Consider the following 14,183-nt stretch of genomic DNA (forward strand, 5'->3'; position numbering starts at 1 on the left):
CAAGAGCTGAAAGTCAGCTGAAAAAACATCGCTCCCTAGCGTGAAACGACTCTAGCATAGTCATGTAACTGTTTCATTTCTACTTGAAACAATTACACACAGCCAGGCAGGCATGGGAGGAGCAGGCGGGCCGGCAAGCAGGCCGCCAGTGCGGGGGAATGGTGAAAAAATCAGGCTTGCGGGGCGCCGCGCCCCGGCGAGCACGTGACGCGGGCGACTCGCATGCAGATACAAACTCGCTACAAATCTCCCGCCATCCGGCTTGACCAGGCGCCACGCGGGTGCTCAGGCGGCGCCGGATGGCAGCGATTCTTTACCTGGCTTTACAAGGTCATGCCGAGGATGACATCCTGATAGTCGGTGCGGCCCACGCGGAAGGTGCGCCGGCCCACTTGGGCAAAGCCGCAACGCGCATAGAACGCCAGCGCATCGTGGTTTTCCGCGTACACGCCCAGCAGCACGCGCCCTGCCCCGCCGGCGCGCGCCTGCTCCACCGCCGCCTGCATCAAACGCTGGCCCACGCGCTGGCCCTGGAAGCGGTGCAACAGGTAGATGCGCTTGATTTCCAGGTCGTCCGGGCGCGGGTCCGCCACCGGCAGGCTGGCGGGGCTGAGCACCAGGTAGCCGACAGGCGCGCCGCCGGGCGTGGCCTCGGCCAGCCACAGCCGCATGGCCGGCAGCGCCAGCCAGTCGCGGTACAGCTGCGCGTCGTGCTGGCGCTGGCAATGGGCGATGACGTCGGCGCCATCGAGGATGCCGGCGAACGCCTCAAGAAAAGTGGCCTGTCCCACCAGCGCCAGCGCCGCTTCATCGCCCTTCGCGCACGGCCGGATGGCGATCGCCGCGTCAGTGTGTGTACTCATGTCGCTTGCCATGCTGTGCTCCTGATATGAAACAAGCCGGACGAAGCCGGCTTGGGTATGCTGTTGATGTGGGTGTTACTTGCCGCCCAAAGGCACCTCGCACAGGCAGTGCGTAAGGGCCATGAACGGTTTGCGCTCGCGCGTGATGCCAGACAGCCAACTCAAGTCCTGCGCCATGCCCAGCGCCGCGTCGGCCGGCAAGCCGGTCGTGGCCAGGCCCAGTTTCACGTGCTCGCCCAGGCCCAGCGAGGCCATGGCCTTGGAGCCGAACATGCCCAGCAAACGGTCGACGTTCGACGTTTCCTGCTCCAGGTAGGTCACGCGGTAGTCGGCGCCCAGCTTGGCGCGCTTGGCGGCCGACGCCAGCGCATCGCCATAGCTGCCGATGCGGTCGACCAGGTTGCGCTCTTTCGCCTGCAAGCCCGTCCAGACGCGGCCCTGCGCCACTTCATTGATTTTCTCGGGCGTGGTCTTGCGCGCCTTGGCGGCCAGGTTCAGGAAGTCGCCATACACGTGGTTGATCGAACCCTGGATCACTTGCGCGAAGCGCGGGTCGAGCGGGCGCAAAGGATTGCCCGCGTCGGCCAGCCAGGTGGTCGGCGAGCCGGCCGTGTGGATGCCCAGCTTTTCCACCACCTTGTCGGCCGTCGGCAACAACGCGAACACGCCGATGGAACCGGTGATGGTGGCCGCGTCGGCGATCACTTCATCGGATGAGGTGCTGATCCAGTAGCCGCCCGACGCGGCCACGTTGCCCATCGAGACGACCACGGGCTTGCCGGCGGCGCGCGTCAGCTCCAGTTCGCGGCGGATCAGTTCCGAGCCGAAGGCGCTGCCGCCCGGCGAATCGACGCGCAGCACGACGGCCTTGATCGACTTGTCTTCACGCGCCTGGCGGATCAAACGCGAGGTGGACAGGCCGCCGATGGCGCCCGGTGCCGCGATGCCGTCGCCGATTTCACCCGAGGCGATGACCACGCCGACGGCGTCGCCGATGTGCACGGGGCGCAGGCGCGCCAGGTAATCGGTGTAGTTCACCTGGCGGAAATTCGTGCCTTCCGTGTTCCTGGCGCCGCGCGCCATCATGAACTGGCGCAGTTCATCGCGCGTTTTCAGGCCGTCGACCAGCTTGGCGTCCAGCGACAGCTTGCCCAGGTCGCCGCCGGCAGCCGTCATCAGCGCGGGCAGCGCATCGATAGCCTGCATGATGGCGCCGGCCGGCAGCTTGCGCGCCTTTTCCACGTCCGCCGTGTAGGTAGCCCACAGGCCGCTGTTCAGGTAGCGGTCCGCCTCGGCCGCCGCTTCGGACGGGCCGTTGGCGATGAAAGGCTCGGCCGCGCTTTTATATGTGCCCACTTTCAGCAGGTTCACCGTCACGCCCACCTTGTCGAGCGCGTCGCGGTAGTAATTGCGGTAGCGGCCAAAGCCTTCCAGCATGACGCCGCCCATCGGGTGCAGGAATACCTCGTCGGCCTTGGCCGCCACCAGGTACTGGCGCTGGTTGTAGCTGGAACCCCAGGCCGTGACTTTCTTGCCCGTGGCGCGGAAGCGTTCCACGCCGGCCGCCACTTCGCGCAGCGACGCCAGGCCGCCGCCCTGCAATTCGTCGAGCAGGATCACCATGGAGCCGATGTTCTTGTCCTTGCCCGCCGTGTCGAGCACGGCCAGCACGTCGCGCAGCTGCACGCTTTTCTTGACTTCGCCGCTGACATTGGCCAGCACCGCCTCGCGCACGCCGCCCGGGGTTTCCTCGACCAGCGGGCCTTGCAGGTCCAGCACCAGGGTGGTCTTCTCGGCCAGGGGCTTGGCGCCGCCGCCAAAGATGGCGATCAGGATGGCGATGACGATCAGCAGGAAAATCAGATTGATGACCGCGCGGCGGGTGGCGTCCAGCGCGCGCCAGAATGCGCCAAAACCGCGGCGTAGCGGCGGGAAGGGGTTGAGTGACATCGATGCTCCGTGAGGTTATGTACCTAAAGGAAATCAATATAACTGAAAACGGCCTGAATCGTCTTATTTTGACAACTGTAGCGTGCCCGCGCCGCCCTGCCCTGCCGGCGTGGAAATGAGGAACAAGCCAGCAAGTACCAGGGCGCCATTCAGGATCAGCAATTCCAGGCCGATGCGGTAATGTTCGAACAGCCGCGCCTGCTCCCCTTCGATCAGCGCGCACAGCAACGGCCCCGCCACGGCCACCAGCGGCACCCAGCGGTCGCGCACGCCGCGCTGGCTGAGCAGGCCGAAGGCGAACAGGCCCAGCAGCGGACCATAGGTATAGCTGGCCAGTTTCAGGATCACGCCTATCATGCTGGGGTCGTTCAGCCACTTGAAGGCCATGATCAATATCAAGAACAATGCGGAAAAGCCCAGGTGCACACGGCGGCGCCAGCGCATCTGCGCCGCCGCGCTCAAGTCCGGCCTGCGCTGCACGCCCAAAATGTCGATGCAGAAAGTGGACGTCAGGGCAGTGAGCGCCCCATCCACGCTGGGAAACAGGGCGGAGATCAGGGCGATGAAGAAAATCAGCTGCACCACGGCGGGAAAGTGCCCCAGCACGACGGCCGGGAAGAGTTTATCCCCTGTCGCCGTCACGCCAGCCAGCGGCGCGTACAGGTGCAGCAGGCCGCCCAGAAACAGGAACAGCAGCAGCACGCCCGTCAGCACCACGGTGAGACTCAGCATGTTTTTTTGCGAATCGCGCAAGGTCCGCACGGAAATGTTCTTTTGCATCATTTCCTGGTCCATGCCCGTCATGGCAATCGTGATGAACATGCCGGCGAGAATGTGCTTCCACACATACGCGGGGCTGTCCGGGTCGGTAGTGAACATGCGCGTGAGGCCTTGCGCGCGCATGCGTTCGAGGCTGTCGATGAGCGACAAGTCCATCTCTCGCAGCAAAAACACGCTGCAGATGACGAGGCCGGCCAGCATGCACGCCGTTTGCAGGGTATCGGTCCAGACGATGGTCTTCACGCCGCCCTCGTACGTGTAGAGCAGGATCAGCAGCAGCACGATGCACGACGTCAGCCAGAATGGCACGCCCAGGCTGTCGAGTATGGTGGCTTGCAGGATATTAACCACCAGATACAGCCGCGCCGTGGCGCCCAGCAGGCGCGAGACGATGAAAAACGCCGCCCCGCTCTGGTAGGAACGCCGGCCCAGGCGCACTTCCAGGTAGCGGTAGATGGACGTCAGCTGCAGCCGGTAGTACAGCGGCAACAGAATGAAGGTGATGACCAGGTAGCCGAGCACATAGCCGAGCATCAGCTGGATGTAGCCGAAACCGTTGCTGCCCACGGCGCCGGGCACGCTGATGAAGGTCACGCCCGTGAGCGTGGTGCCGACCATGCCGAAGGCCACCAGCATCCAGTTGCTGTCCTTGTTGCCGATGAAGAAACTGTCATTGGTGGCATGGCGCGAGGTGCGCCACGCCACGCCCAGCAGGATCAAAAAATACGCGAGGACGACGGAAAACAGGGTGACTGGGGACATGGGCGAGACGCTGGCGGCAAGGGGAACAGGGGCAGAAATATACAGCAAAGCCCCTGTTTATGCCGGCCTCAGCAGCCAGTCGGTTTGACTTTCTCCACTTCCAGGCCGAACCACGGACGCAAACGCGTGCCGACGACGTTGCCCAGGAAGGCGCAGACCAGCCACAGCCACCCGTGCAAGCTGCCCGAGACGATGCCGCTGAAGTAGGCGCCGATATTGCAGCCATAGGCCAGGCGCGCACCGTAGCCGAGCAGCAAGCCGCCGACGATGGCGGCGATGACCGAGCGGCGCGGGATGCGCCACACGGGCGCATAGCGGCCGGCCAGGGCCGCGGCCAGCATGGCGCCCAGCACGATGCCGATATCCATCACGGAAGTCTTGTCCTGCGTCAAAGGCGCGGCCAGCGCGGCCGCGTTGGCCTTGGTCGACCAGTAGGCCCAGCTGGCCGTGTCGATGCCGACCACGGACGCGGCCTTGGCGCCCCACAGGGCAAACGCGGACGTCACGCCCCACGGCTTGCCCGACAGCGCCAGGGTGATGAAATTGAGCACGACGAGCGCGATGGCGCCCGCCACCAGCGGCCAGGGGCCGTGCAGCCAGGGCGACGCTTGCGACGGGCGCAGGGGCGTGGCGACGAGCTTGCCGTGGCGGCGCTTTTCCACCAGCACCGTGATGCCGGCGATCAGCGCGAAGACGATCCAGTTCAGCGCCAGCGCCGGTACCAGGCCCAGCGTCGTGACGAGGGAAATGGGTTTCAGTTGCGGCAACGCCGTCCAGAACGGCATGTGCGCCGTGCCGATCACGGAGCCGACGATGAAGGCGGCCAGGGTGATGAGCATGCGCGTGCTGCCCCCGCCCACCGTGTACAGCGTGCCGGAGGCGCAGCCGCCGCCCAGCTGCATGCCGATGCCGAAGATGAAGGCGCCGAAGATGACGGAAGTGCCGGCGGGCGACACCAGCCCGGCGACGGGCGTGCCGAACAGCGTGCCGGCCGACAATGCCGGGAAAAACAGGGCCACGCCCACGGCCAGCATCAGCATTTGCGCGCGCAAGCCGTCGCCGCGGCCATCGGCGATGAAGACGCGCCAGGCGGACGTGAAACCGAAGGCCGCGTGATACAGGGTGATGCCGAGCAAGGCGCCCACCACGTACAGCGCGGCCTGCGTGGCGCCGACGGTTTGCGCCAGGTAGCAGGCGCCGAGCACGATGAGCAAGAGCGCCACGCCCAGCGGTTTAGGATTGATGGCGGCGCGCAGGCGCAGCGGTGACATTGCGGTATCGGACATGGGGAGTATGGGCGAGAGGAAAGTAAACACCATTGTAAACCCTACTCTCGTCCGTACCAGCGACTTGCCTGTAGATTAATGCCCCACCGCATGCATCGACTTTTCGCCGCCAGCACGCACGGGAATGGGATGCAGGCGGTCCATGCGGCCGCTCAAGGCCGTCAAGCCAAACGCGCCCAGCACGACGAGCGCGCCGATCCAGCCCGTGTGCACGAGACCCAGGTGTTCCACGATCAAGCCGCCGCCCCAGGCGCCGCCGGCGATGCCCAGATTAAAAGCGGCGATATTCAGGCCGGAAGCCACGTCCACGGCGCGGGGCGTGAAGTGTTCGGCTTGCTGTACGACATACACTTGTAAACCAGCAACATTGCCGAAAGCCACGGCGCCCCACAGCAGCACGGTGATAACGACGAGCACCGGGTGCGGCGCAGTGAAGGTCAACAGCAGCAGCACGGCTGCCAGCAGCAGGAAGATCCGTTTCAGGGCGCGCACGGGCCCCTTGCTGTCGGCCAGCTTGCCGCCCCAGATATTGCCGAACGCCACGGACACGCCATACACGAGCATTACCGCGCCCACGGCGCCGGCGCTGAAACCCGACACTTGCTGCAAGATCGGCGCCAGATAGGTAAAGGCGATGAAGGAGCCGCCATAGCCGACGGCCGTCATCGCGTACACCAGCAGCAGCCGGGGCTGGCCCAGCACCTGCACTTGCTGCAGCAGCGAGGCAGGCTTGCTGTGCTTGATGGTCGACGGCACGTACAGCAGGCTGCCGATGAAGGCCACCAGGCCCAGGGCCGAGACGGCGAGGAAGGTTTCGCGCCAGCCGAAGTGCTGGCCGATGAAAGTGCCCAGCGGCACGCCCGTCACCAGGGCCACGGTCAGGCCCGTAAACATGATGGCAATCGCGCTGGCCGCCTTGTCTTTCGGCACCAATGACGTGGCGATGGTCGAGCCGATGGAAAAGAACACGCCATGCGCCAGCCCCGTCAGGATGCGGGCGACGACGAGGGTTGCATAGCCGGGCGATTTCCACGCCAGCAAGTTACCCAGGGTGAACAAGACCATCAGCGACAGCAGCAGGGTCTTGCGCGGTATCTTGCCCGTCAGGGCAGTCAGCACGGGTGCGCCGACGGCGACGCCCAGCGCGTACAGGCTGACCAGCAGGCCGGCCGAGGGCAGATTGACGCCCAGGTCAGCGGCGATGGTGGGCAACAGTCCCACGATGACAAACTCGGTGGTTCCGATGGCAAATGCGCTGAGGGTCAGCGCGAGCAAGGCAATGGGCATGACAAACTCCGATAAATGATGTTGGCATGCAGTATCGGGGTTTTCTTTGTTCCGAAAAATACGTCAGCGGGCAGAAGATAGTTGCGCCAAACTCAACAATGTAGAGGTCTGCTACACTGGGCAGGTCAACACGAGATTTCCACCATGAATTCAGAAAAACTGGCGCTGCTGGTCACGCGCGAAATGCCATACGGGAAATATCAGGGAAGGCTGCTGGCCGACTTGCCGGGCCATTACCTGGGCTGGTTCGCGCGCGAGGGCTTCCCCTCGGGCGAACTGGGCAGTTTAATCGCGCTGATGTACGAGCTCGACCACAACGATTTACGCAGCTTGCTCGACCCCTTGCGCACGCGCAAGTCGCCGTGGCGGCCGGGCGAATAGGACCGAGCTTAAATCGCGCGCAGCTTCTTCGCCAGCATGGCGCTGAACTCGCCATTTTCCACGAGCTTGTGCAGCTCGCTGGCGCCGCCGATGAGCACGCCATTCACGAAAACCATGGGAAACGTGGGCCAGCCCGTCCACATTTTCAGGGCATTGCGGCGGTGCCACTGGTTCAGATAGCTGCCGTATTGCAGGTACTGATAAGGCGTGCCCAGCACGTCGAGCATCTTGCGCGCCTTGCGCGGGAACGGGTTGAGCGCCATGCCGACCACCACCACCTGGTGCGCGGCGATGGCTCGCTGCACTTCGCGCACGATGTCCTGGTGCTTGCTGCCGATCAAGGAGCGGGCGGCGGGATGGATCTGGGCTTCGTCGAGGATGGCGCGGGTCATGAAAGTCCTGGGGTCAGTGGCACGGGGCGTGCGGATCACGCATTGTGCCACGCACTTGTGCCATGCGCACGGGCTGGGGTGGGCTACACTGCGCCTCTTCTCCCCTTCACATGAAATATATGCAAGCAATCACTCCCATGCCGGCATGCCGCACCCGCCGCCTGCTCGGCGCCCTTCTGCTCGCCGCCGCCACTGGCGCCAGCGCCGCCGCTGCCGTTACCGATGAGGGGCTTGAAAGCGGCCTGATCCAGGCGCTGCACCTGAAAAAGGGCACGACAGCCAGAGTGGGCACCTCCGGCAAGGCCATCCGGGCCTACATGCGCGAAGGCTACATCGGCAAGCGCCCCGACCAGCGCTTCGATTACACCGATTACTACCTGCTGAAAAAGCCGGCCAGCTTCATGGGGCATGCACTGGTGCTGATCGAGGAAGAATACATCGCGCAATACATCGGCTGCTGCGTCAGCCCCGGGGCGGGCGTGACGGTCAAGGTGCAGGGCAGCACGCAGAAGCTGCAAGCGTTCGCCAGCGCCCAGCGCTGCACCTTGAGCGACCCCGTCGATATCGGACATGCACTGAACGAAGTGGCCATCAAGAACAGGATGCCCAAAGGCCATTACGCGTCCCTGAGCTGCCGCGAACGCGATGCCGAGCGTGAAGAGCCGTGATCGCGGGCGGCGCTCAAAACAGCTCGTCGAGCAGCAAATGAAATTGCAGCTTGCCTTGATCGATATCAAGCAGCCCATATTGCTCAGCAAACCTTTGCTGTAGCGCGGCGTCCAACTCACCGAGAGCACGCCAGACGATGGCCAGGTCTTGGTAACGGTCGGCAACGCCGGCCCGTCCCACGTCGAGGCAGCCGACGACGGCGCCGTCCTGCATCAGGATATTTTCCAGCGAGAAGTCGCCATGCGTGACGACGAGGTCGGGCGTGAGCGGCAGGCAATCCTGCAGCGCCAGCCACACCTGCTGCGCCGTCCAGCCTTGCCGCCCGGCATCGAAATCGTCGGCGTCGACGAGGCCCGCATCGATGCGCCGGCGCGCCTGGGCCAGCCGGACGGCATGGCCGGCGTCGAACGGGCAGGCGCTCGCGGGCAGCGCGTGCAGGCGGCGCAGGAAGGCCGCCAGCGCGCCGGCCGCGGCGGAGCCAAGCCCGGGATCGGCGTCCAGCAATGCGGACGCCGGCTTGCCCGGCAGCGCCGCCGTCAGCAGCCATGCCTGGTCTGGGTCCGCCACGCGGGCGAACTGGACCACGGCCGGCACGGGCAGCTGCGGCGCCAGCCAACGCAGGCGCGCCAGTTCATCGGCGAGGTCGGCAGCGGCGGTACCCTTGCCGTGCTTCAAGAACAGGTCCGGCGCACCGTTCCGGCCCTGCAGACGGTAGACGGCAGCGTCCGATTCGCCGATGCTGTCGCGCGCCCATCGATATCCGGCAACGGCGGCGCGCAGGCTGGCGGGCATGGCCGCCGTCACGGAGGTTGGCATCTTGTCGGAGGTAGTCATCGCTCTAGCCCAGCGGCACGTGCAAGCCCATCTTGAGGCAGGTCAAGGCCACGGAAGTGCGGTAGCGCCGGATATTGTCGTCGCCGCCAAACAGGCGCTCCGTCAGCGCCTCGTACTCGGCCATGCTGCTGGCCGTGATGACCAGCAGGTAATCGGCCTCGCCCGTGATGCCGTAACACTGCTGGATGGCGGGTTCGGCCATGATGCGCGCGCGCATGCCGGCCGTGCGCAGCGGGTGCTCGTCGTGCAGATGCACTTCCACCGTGAGTATCAAAGGGCGGCCCAGGCGGCTGGCGTCGAGCACGGCCACCTCGTTGCGGATCACGCCGCTCTCGCGCAGGCGGCGGATGCGCCGCTGCACGGCCGGCGCCGACAAATGCACGGCCTGGGCGATTTCACGCTGCGAAGTCGTGTTATCGCGCTGCAAGATGTCGAGGATGGCCAGGTCGAAGGCATCGAGGTCGGGGGAAGACGTGAGCGAAAGTTGCGTCATGGAGGTCAAAATGCAGTGCAAATATCGGAGCAGACACAATAAACTTTCGCTATTCCGATATCAAGCCTTTTATCACCATGCCATTACGCCGCTATTCCTCGTTCATTCCCCTGCTTGCCATCCTCGGCTCCGTCACCGCGCTGGGGCTGGGCACTTCGTGGGCCAAGCACAGCCTGTTCCCGCTGGTCGGTGCGCAAGGCACGACGGCCGTGCGCGTGGGCTTTTCCGCCCTGCTGCTGTTGCTGTTCTGGCGCCCGTGGCGCTGGCAGCTGAGCCGTGCCGACCTGCGCACGGTGGCCCTGTACGGCGCGGCGCTGGGCTTGACCAACCTGTGCTTCTACATGGCCTTGCGCACGATCCCGTTCGGCATCGCCGTGGCCATCGAGTTTTCCGGCCCGCTGGCTGTGGCCCTGCTGGCCTCGCGCCGCCCGCTCGACTTCGTCTGGGTGGCCCTGGCCGTGGCGGGACTGGCGCTGCTGTTGCCGCTCGGCCACGACATCAGCAATCTCGATCCCACGGGCGTGCTGTTCGCGCTGGCGGCGGCCGTCTGCTGGGCCTCGTACATCGTCTTCGGCAAGCGCGCCAGCCATTTGCATGCGGGCCATTCGGTCTCCCTGGGCCTGACCATGGCCGCGCTGGTGGTGGTGCCCGTGGGCGTGGCGCACAGCGGCGCCGCCCTGCTCTCGCCCGTCGTGCTGGGCGTGGGATTAGGGGTGGCGCTCATTTCCAGCGCGATACCGATTTCGCTGGAAATGGTGGCCCTGAAACGGCTGACGCCGCAAGCGTTCGGCATCATGAGCAGCATGGAACCGGCCGTGGCCGCCATGCTGGCCTTCATCCTGCTCGACGAACGCCTTGACGCCGCGCAATGGCTGGCCATCGCCATGATCATGGCCGCCTCCATGGGCAGTTCCTACATGGCGCAGCGCCAGAAGCGCGATGCGCCGGCGCTCATGGCCGAATGCAGATAGTGAAGCGGGCGCCGCCCAGCGGCGCATCGTCGACGGCGATGGTGCCGCCGTGCAGCGCGACGGCCCTGGCGGCGATGGCCAGTCCCAGGCCGTGGCCCGCGGCCGCATGGTCCTGCTCGCGCTCCAGGCGGTAGAACGGGGCGAACACCCGTTCGCGCTGGTCTGCGGGAATGCCGGGACCATCATCCTCGATGACGATGCGCAGCGCCTCGCCATCGCGCACGGCCGACAGCGCGACGCGCGCGGCGGCATATTTGGCCGCATTGCCCAGCAGGTTGCCGATGGCGCGCGCCAGCAGGCGGGGGTCGCCGCGCACCTCGCCCAGGTCGGCGGCGATGCAGGCTTCCACCTGGCGCGGCAAGGCAGCCGCCAGGCAGCCGTGCAGCAGGGGCGCCAGGGGGAAGGACTGGCGCGGCAGCGCCTGCGCATGATCGAGCTGCATCAGGCCCAGCAGCTCATTGACGAGGGTTTTCAATTCCCCGACGTCGGCGCCCATGGCGTCGACGCGCCGCTGCAGGTCGGGCTGGCCGTCCGCATGCCGCGCGGCCAGCAGTTCCAGGCCGAATTCCAGCCGCGCGATCGGCGTGCGCAGCTCGTGCGAGACCGACAGCAGCAAATGCTTGCGCGCCTCCAGCAGGGAGCCGATGCGCCCGGCCATGTCGTTGATGCGGCCCGCCAGCGGCGCGATGCTGGACCCGGGGCCGACCCGCGCCCGCGCGCTCAGGTCGCCCCGTCCGAAATCGTCGGCCATGCGCGACAGCGCCGCCAGGTTGCGGCCGTGCGCGCGCGTCCACCACCCGAGCGGCAGCAGCAGGCACAGGGCGATGACGGCGAAACGGATCGCCTCCATGCGCAGCGCCTGGCCCACGTCGATGGGCAGCTTCTGCGCGTGGAGCACGTCGTCCTCGCTGCCGGCATAGCGCGCGCCCGTGGCGTCGACGCGGCGGTAAAAGCCCTTGCCGCCCACGTCCATCACCACGGCGCCTTGCAGCAGCGGCGCGCGCCGCGCCGCCGGCAGCGCCGCCAGCACGGCGGCCAGCGGCTGCAGTTCCAGCGTGACGTCGGACACTTCGCGCACCTTGTTCAGGCGCGGCAGCCATTCGTCGGCGGGCGCCTGGTCGATGTACTGCTCCAGCAGGAAGATCTGGCCGGCGGCCTGGTCGCGCGCGATGTGTTCGAGCGGGTCGCCGAACAGGCCGCTGAAGGTGAAGTAAATGACGCCGCTGCCCAGCGCGATGGCCAGCAGCACCAGCAGCGCGAAACGCCAGAACAGGCGGTTCATTCCCAGGCCGAGGGCGTGAGCAGATAGCCTTCGCCCCACACCGTCTTGATGCGCTCGGCGGCGGCGTCGTCGAACTTGCGGCGCAGGCGCGAGATGCAGTTGTCGATGCTGCGGTCGAGGCCATCGAATTCGATGCCGCGCATCTTGACGAGGATGTCGTTGCGCGACATCACCTTGCCCGCGGCGTCGGCCAGGATGGCGAACAGCTTGAATTCGGCGCTGTTCATGGCGATTTCCTGCCCGCGCCAGTGCACGGCGCGGTTCTCGCGCGACACGCGCAGCTGGCCGATGACGATATCGCCGCCGGCCGCCGCGCTGCCGCGCCGCTGCAGCGCGCGCAGGCGGGCCAGCAGCACGCGCGGCTGGATCGGCTTGTTCACGTAGTCGTCGGCGCCCTGCTCCAGGCCCGAGACTTCGTCGAAGGTGTCTTCGCGCGCCGTCAGTATCAGGATGGGCACGGCGCTGAGCTGGCGCAGCTGGCGGCACACCACCAGGCCGTCGACGCCGGGCAGGGTCAGGTCGAGTATCACCAGCTCGGGCTGGGTATCGCGAAAGCGCGCCAGGGCCTGGTCGCCGCGCGTGACGACGTCGACCGCATAGTCGTATTGCTCCAGGTATTCCTTGACCAGCGCGGCCAGCCGCGCATCGTCTTCCACCAGCATGACACCTTGCATCGCTCCTCCGCGCCGCCATTTTTGTGGCGTATTGTAGTGGAGCGCGGCGCGAAAGTGGCATATTCGACAATCAGGTACACATTTGTACACTTTTCATACAAATGCGGCCTACAAATTGCGGACAATTCAAGGACAAACACAGGCGGATTCCGGGACGATGTTTGCCTAACATTCATGGCTCCTACCTCAACCGGAATCCGAACATGAAAAAATTTGCATGCAGCACCCTGCTCGCCGTCGCCGCCACCTCGCTCGTCCACGCCGAAGGCCTGTACGTGGGCGCCAACGTCAGCCCGGCCAGCGACGGCAAGATCCAGTATGCGGCCGGTGGCGCGGCGAGCCAGCGCGGCGCGAGCGGCAAGGCGCTGCCGTTCGGCGTCTTCGCCGGCTATGAACTGACGCCGGCCTGGGCCCTGGAAGGCGGCTACCGCGCCAGCGGCGGCGCGACCCGCTTCGACCTCGACCCCGGCTACCGGCTCAGGGTGCGCGCCAGCGCCGCCTACCTGGCGGCGCGCGGCACCTGGCGCCTGGACGAGGACTGGTCGCTGTTCGCCAAGGCCGGCGTGGCGCGCAGCCGCGTCGAATTCACCATCGACGGCAGGAATGCGCCACCCGGTGAATCGGCGAACAAGACGGGCCTGTACGCAAGCGTGGGAGCGGCCTACCAGCTCAACAAGGACGTGGCGCTGCAGCTCGAATGGGAGCACGCCCCGACAGTCAAATACGAAGGACTGGACAGCACGATGAACCGCATCGCGCTCGGTGTCCGCTTCGGTTTTTAAAGGATGGCATGAACAAGTTCGCTCCCCGTTTTTCTCCCCGGTTATTGCTGCCGGCGCTGCTGCTGGCCGGCGGCGCCGGCGCGCAGATGATGCCCGACGGGAGCAGGGATATGTACGTGGGAGCGGCCGTCACGGGCAGCTCCGCGACGGACGATGGCGCGCCGCGCGCCGCCGTCCTGCGGCCGCTGCTGCAGGTCCAGTGGAGCAACGGCGTGTTCGTCTCGGCCAGCGGCGTGGCGGGCATGCACCTGTCGGCCACGCCGGGCGTGGAATACGGTCCGCTGCTGGCCGCCAGCAATGCGCGCGATCCGGAAGATGGCTGGCGCCTGCGCGGCACGCGGCGCATCAAGGGCTCGCCCGACGTGGGCGGATTTTATGGCCATTACCTGGGCGACGCGGCGCGCATCACGTCGATCCTGGTGTACGACACGAGCGCGCACGGCTGGCGCGCGCAACTCGCAGTGCAAAAGACCCTGCCCTCGCTGGCGGCCCATCATACGGTGACCCTGTCGGCCGGCGTCTCGCTGGCCAGCGGCGCCGTGATGGAGGAGCGCTACGCCGTCAGCGTTGCTGCCGGCGGCGCGCGCGACTACCGTCCGGCCGGCGGCGTCACCGCCATCGAGGCGGGCGTCAACTGGAACTGGGCCCTGAGCAGCAAGTGGCTGCTCAACAGCGCCGTGACGGGCACGCGGCTGGGCAGCGGGCCGGCCCGCAGTCCCGCCATCGAACGGCGCAACGTCATCACCTGGTCCAGCGGACTCGGTTACCGGTTTTAAG

The 14,183-nt window shown here is 66.2% G+C and carries 15 protein-coding genes; 5 read left to right on the forward strand and 10 right to left on the reverse strand.

The genetic code is table 11. From position 1 onward, the window contains the following. Window positions 1–323 precede the first annotated feature (323 nt). The 5 genes from AC07X6_RS04045 to AC07X6_RS04065 all read right to left on the reverse strand — a co-directional run bounded on the left by AC07X6_RS04045 (window position 324) and on the right by AC07X6_RS04065 (window position 6,928). Window positions 324–863, reverse strand: coding sequence for a GNAT family N-acetyltransferase (locus tag AC07X6_RS04045; protein WP_474292057.1), 540 nt, complete (start codon window positions 861–863; stop codon window positions 324–326). Window positions 864–938: 75 nt separating this feature from the next. Next, complete coding sequence (gene sppA, locus AC07X6_RS04050; RefSeq protein ID WP_494790175.1) at window positions 939–2,813, reverse strand: signal peptide peptidase SppA; 1,875 nt, start codon at window positions 2,811–2,813, stop codon at window positions 939–941. 63 nt (window positions 2,814–2,876) lie between these two features. Next, entirely contained in the window at window positions 2,877–4,355 is a 1,479-nt protein-coding gene (locus tag AC07X6_RS04055) for a sodium:solute symporter (protein WP_494790176.1), read from the reverse strand. Window positions 4,356–4,423: 68 nt separating this feature from the next. Then, window positions 4,424–5,641, reverse strand: coding sequence for a YeeE/YedE family protein (locus tag AC07X6_RS04060; RefSeq protein ID WP_494790177.1), 1,218 nt, complete (start codon window positions 5,639–5,641; stop codon window positions 4,424–4,426). 75 nt (window positions 5,642–5,716) lie between these two features. Continuing rightward, a complete protein-coding gene (locus AC07X6_RS04065; RefSeq protein WP_494790178.1) occupies window positions 5,717–6,928 on the reverse strand; it encodes an MFS transporter in 1,212 nt (403 codons plus the stop codon). Between the two features lie 144 nt (window positions 6,929–7,072). On the opposite strand from AC07X6_RS04065, the gene AC07X6_RS04070 reads away from it, so the two are divergent. After that, window positions 7,073–7,309, forward strand: a complete 237-nt coding sequence (locus AC07X6_RS04070; protein WP_034749909.1) for a DUF3820 family protein — start codon at window positions 7,073–7,075, stop codon at window positions 7,307–7,309. Window positions 7,310–7,317: 8 nt separating this feature from the next. On the opposite strand, the gene AC07X6_RS04075 is transcribed toward AC07X6_RS04070, so the two are convergent. Next, the gene (locus tag AC07X6_RS04075; protein ID WP_494790179.1) at window positions 7,318–7,701 is read right to left on the reverse strand and encodes a glutaredoxin; all 384 of its coding nucleotides are present in this window, start codon (window positions 7,699–7,701) and stop codon (window positions 7,318–7,320) included. A 119-nt stretch (window positions 7,702–7,820) separates the two neighbouring features. Between AC07X6_RS04075 and AC07X6_RS04080 the strand changes: the two genes are divergently transcribed. Continuing rightward, window positions 7,821–8,369, forward strand: coding sequence for a hypothetical protein (locus AC07X6_RS04080; RefSeq protein WP_494790180.1), 549 nt, complete (start codon window positions 7,821–7,823; stop codon window positions 8,367–8,369). A 13-nt stretch (window positions 8,370–8,382) separates the two neighbouring features. On the opposite strand, the gene AC07X6_RS04085 is transcribed toward AC07X6_RS04080, so the two are convergent. Both AC07X6_RS04085 and AC07X6_RS04090 read right to left on the reverse strand, forming a co-directional pair. Next, complete coding sequence (locus AC07X6_RS04085) at window positions 8,383–9,204, reverse strand: APH(3') family aminoglycoside O-phosphotransferase (RefSeq protein ID WP_494790181.1); 822 nt, start codon at window positions 9,202–9,204, stop codon at window positions 8,383–8,385. Window positions 9,205–9,208: 4 nt separating this feature from the next. Beyond that, window positions 9,209–9,697: an Lrp/AsnC family transcriptional regulator gene (locus AC07X6_RS04090; protein ID WP_494790182.1), complete on the reverse strand. Its 489-nt coding sequence runs from the start codon at window positions 9,695–9,697 to the stop codon at window positions 9,209–9,211. A gap of 77 nt (window positions 9,698–9,774) precedes the next feature. Between AC07X6_RS04090 and AC07X6_RS04095 the strand changes: the two genes are divergently transcribed. Continuing rightward, window positions 9,775–10,668: an EamA family transporter gene (locus AC07X6_RS04095; protein ID WP_494790183.1), complete on the forward strand. Its 894-nt coding sequence runs from the start codon at window positions 9,775–9,777 to the stop codon at window positions 10,666–10,668. Here AC07X6_RS04095 and AC07X6_RS04100 read toward each other — a convergent pair. Together AC07X6_RS04100 and AC07X6_RS04105 are read right to left on the reverse strand one after the other, a co-directional pair. Continuing rightward, entirely contained in the window at window positions 10,649–11,950 is a 1,302-nt protein-coding gene (locus AC07X6_RS04100) for an ATP-binding protein (protein ID WP_494790184.1), read from the reverse strand. The genes AC07X6_RS04095 and AC07X6_RS04100 overlap by 20 nt on opposite strands. Further along, window positions 11,947–12,624 (reverse strand): response regulator, encoded by a 678-nt coding sequence (locus AC07X6_RS04105; protein ID WP_092794982.1) that lies wholly within the window; start codon window positions 12,622–12,624, stop codon window positions 11,947–11,949. The genes AC07X6_RS04100 and AC07X6_RS04105 overlap by 4 nt, the downstream gene beginning before the upstream one ends. 203 nt (window positions 12,625–12,827) lie before the next feature. Here AC07X6_RS04105 and AC07X6_RS04110 point away from each other — a divergent pair, with 203 nt between their 5' ends. Together AC07X6_RS04110 and AC07X6_RS04115 are read left to right on the forward strand one after the other, a co-directional pair. Continuing rightward, window positions 12,828–13,406 carry a porin family protein gene (locus AC07X6_RS04110; RefSeq protein WP_494790185.1) on the forward strand — a complete coding sequence of 193 codons (579 nt, stop codon included), beginning with the start codon at window positions 12,828–12,830 and terminating at the stop codon, window positions 13,404–13,406. An 8-nt stretch (window positions 13,407–13,414) separates the two neighbouring features. After that, window positions 13,415–14,182 (forward strand): MipA/OmpV family protein, encoded by a 768-nt coding sequence (locus AC07X6_RS04115; protein ID WP_494790186.1) that lies wholly within the window; start codon window positions 13,415–13,417, stop codon window positions 14,180–14,182. The last annotated feature ends 1 nt before the right edge of the window (window position 14,183 follow it).

The organism is Janthinobacterium sp. GW460-12-1-14-LB5 (assembly GCF_059423585.1).

Excerpts from the sequence above, each read along its gene's own strand:
- AC07X6_RS04110 (WP_494790185.1), top strand. The coding sequence starts at position 12,828 with ATGAAAAAATTTGCATGCAGCACCCTGCTCGCCGTCGCCGCCACCTCG.
- AC07X6_RS04095 (WP_494790183.1), top strand. The coding sequence starts at position 9,775 with ATGCCATTACGCCGCTATTCCTCGTTCATTCCCCTGCTTGCCATCCTC.
- AC07X6_RS04115 (WP_494790186.1), top strand. The coding sequence starts at position 13,415 with ATGAACAAGTTCGCTCCCCGTTTTTCTCCCCGGTTATTGCTGCCGGCG.
- AC07X6_RS04060 (WP_494790177.1), bottom strand. The coding sequence starts at position 5,641 with ATGTCCGATACCGCAATGTCACCGCTGCGCCTGCGCGCCGCCATCAAT.
- AC07X6_RS04080 (WP_494790180.1), top strand. The coding sequence starts at position 7,821 with ATGCAAGCAATCACTCCCATGCCGGCATGCCGCACCCGCCGCCTGCTC.
- AC07X6_RS04100 (WP_494790184.1), bottom strand. The coding sequence starts at position 11,950 with ATGAACCGCCTGTTCTGGCGTTTCGCGCTGCTGGTGCTGCTGGCCATC.
- AC07X6_RS04045 (WP_474292057.1), bottom strand. The coding sequence starts at position 863 with ATGAGTACACACACTGACGCGGCGATCGCCATCCGGCCGTGCGCGAAG.
- AC07X6_RS04065 (WP_494790178.1), bottom strand. The coding sequence starts at position 6,928 with ATGCCCATTGCCTTGCTCGCGCTGACCCTCAGCGCATTTGCCATCGGA.
- sppA (WP_494790175.1), bottom strand. The coding sequence starts at position 2,813 with ATGTCACTCAACCCCTTCCCGCCGCTACGCCGCGGTTTTGGCGCATTC.
- AC07X6_RS04055 (WP_494790176.1), bottom strand. The coding sequence starts at position 4,355 with ATGTCCCCAGTCACCCTGTTTTCCGTCGTCCTCGCGTATTTTTTGATC.
- AC07X6_RS04090 (WP_494790182.1), bottom strand. The coding sequence starts at position 9,697 with ATGACGCAACTTTCGCTCACGTCTTCCCCCGACCTCGATGCCTTCGAC.
- AC07X6_RS04070 (WP_034749909.1), top strand. The coding sequence starts at position 7,073 with ATGAATTCAGAAAAACTGGCGCTGCTGGTCACGCGCGAAATGCCATAC.
- AC07X6_RS04085 (WP_494790181.1), bottom strand. The coding sequence starts at position 9,204 with ATGACTACCTCCGACAAGATGCCAACCTCCGTGACGGCGGCCATGCCC.
- AC07X6_RS04075 (WP_494790179.1), bottom strand. The coding sequence starts at position 7,701 with ATGACCCGCGCCATCCTCGACGAAGCCCAGATCCATCCCGCCGCCCGC.
- AC07X6_RS04105 (WP_092794982.1), bottom strand. The coding sequence starts at position 12,624 with ATGCAAGGTGTCATGCTGGTGGAAGACGATGCGCGGCTGGCCGCGCTG.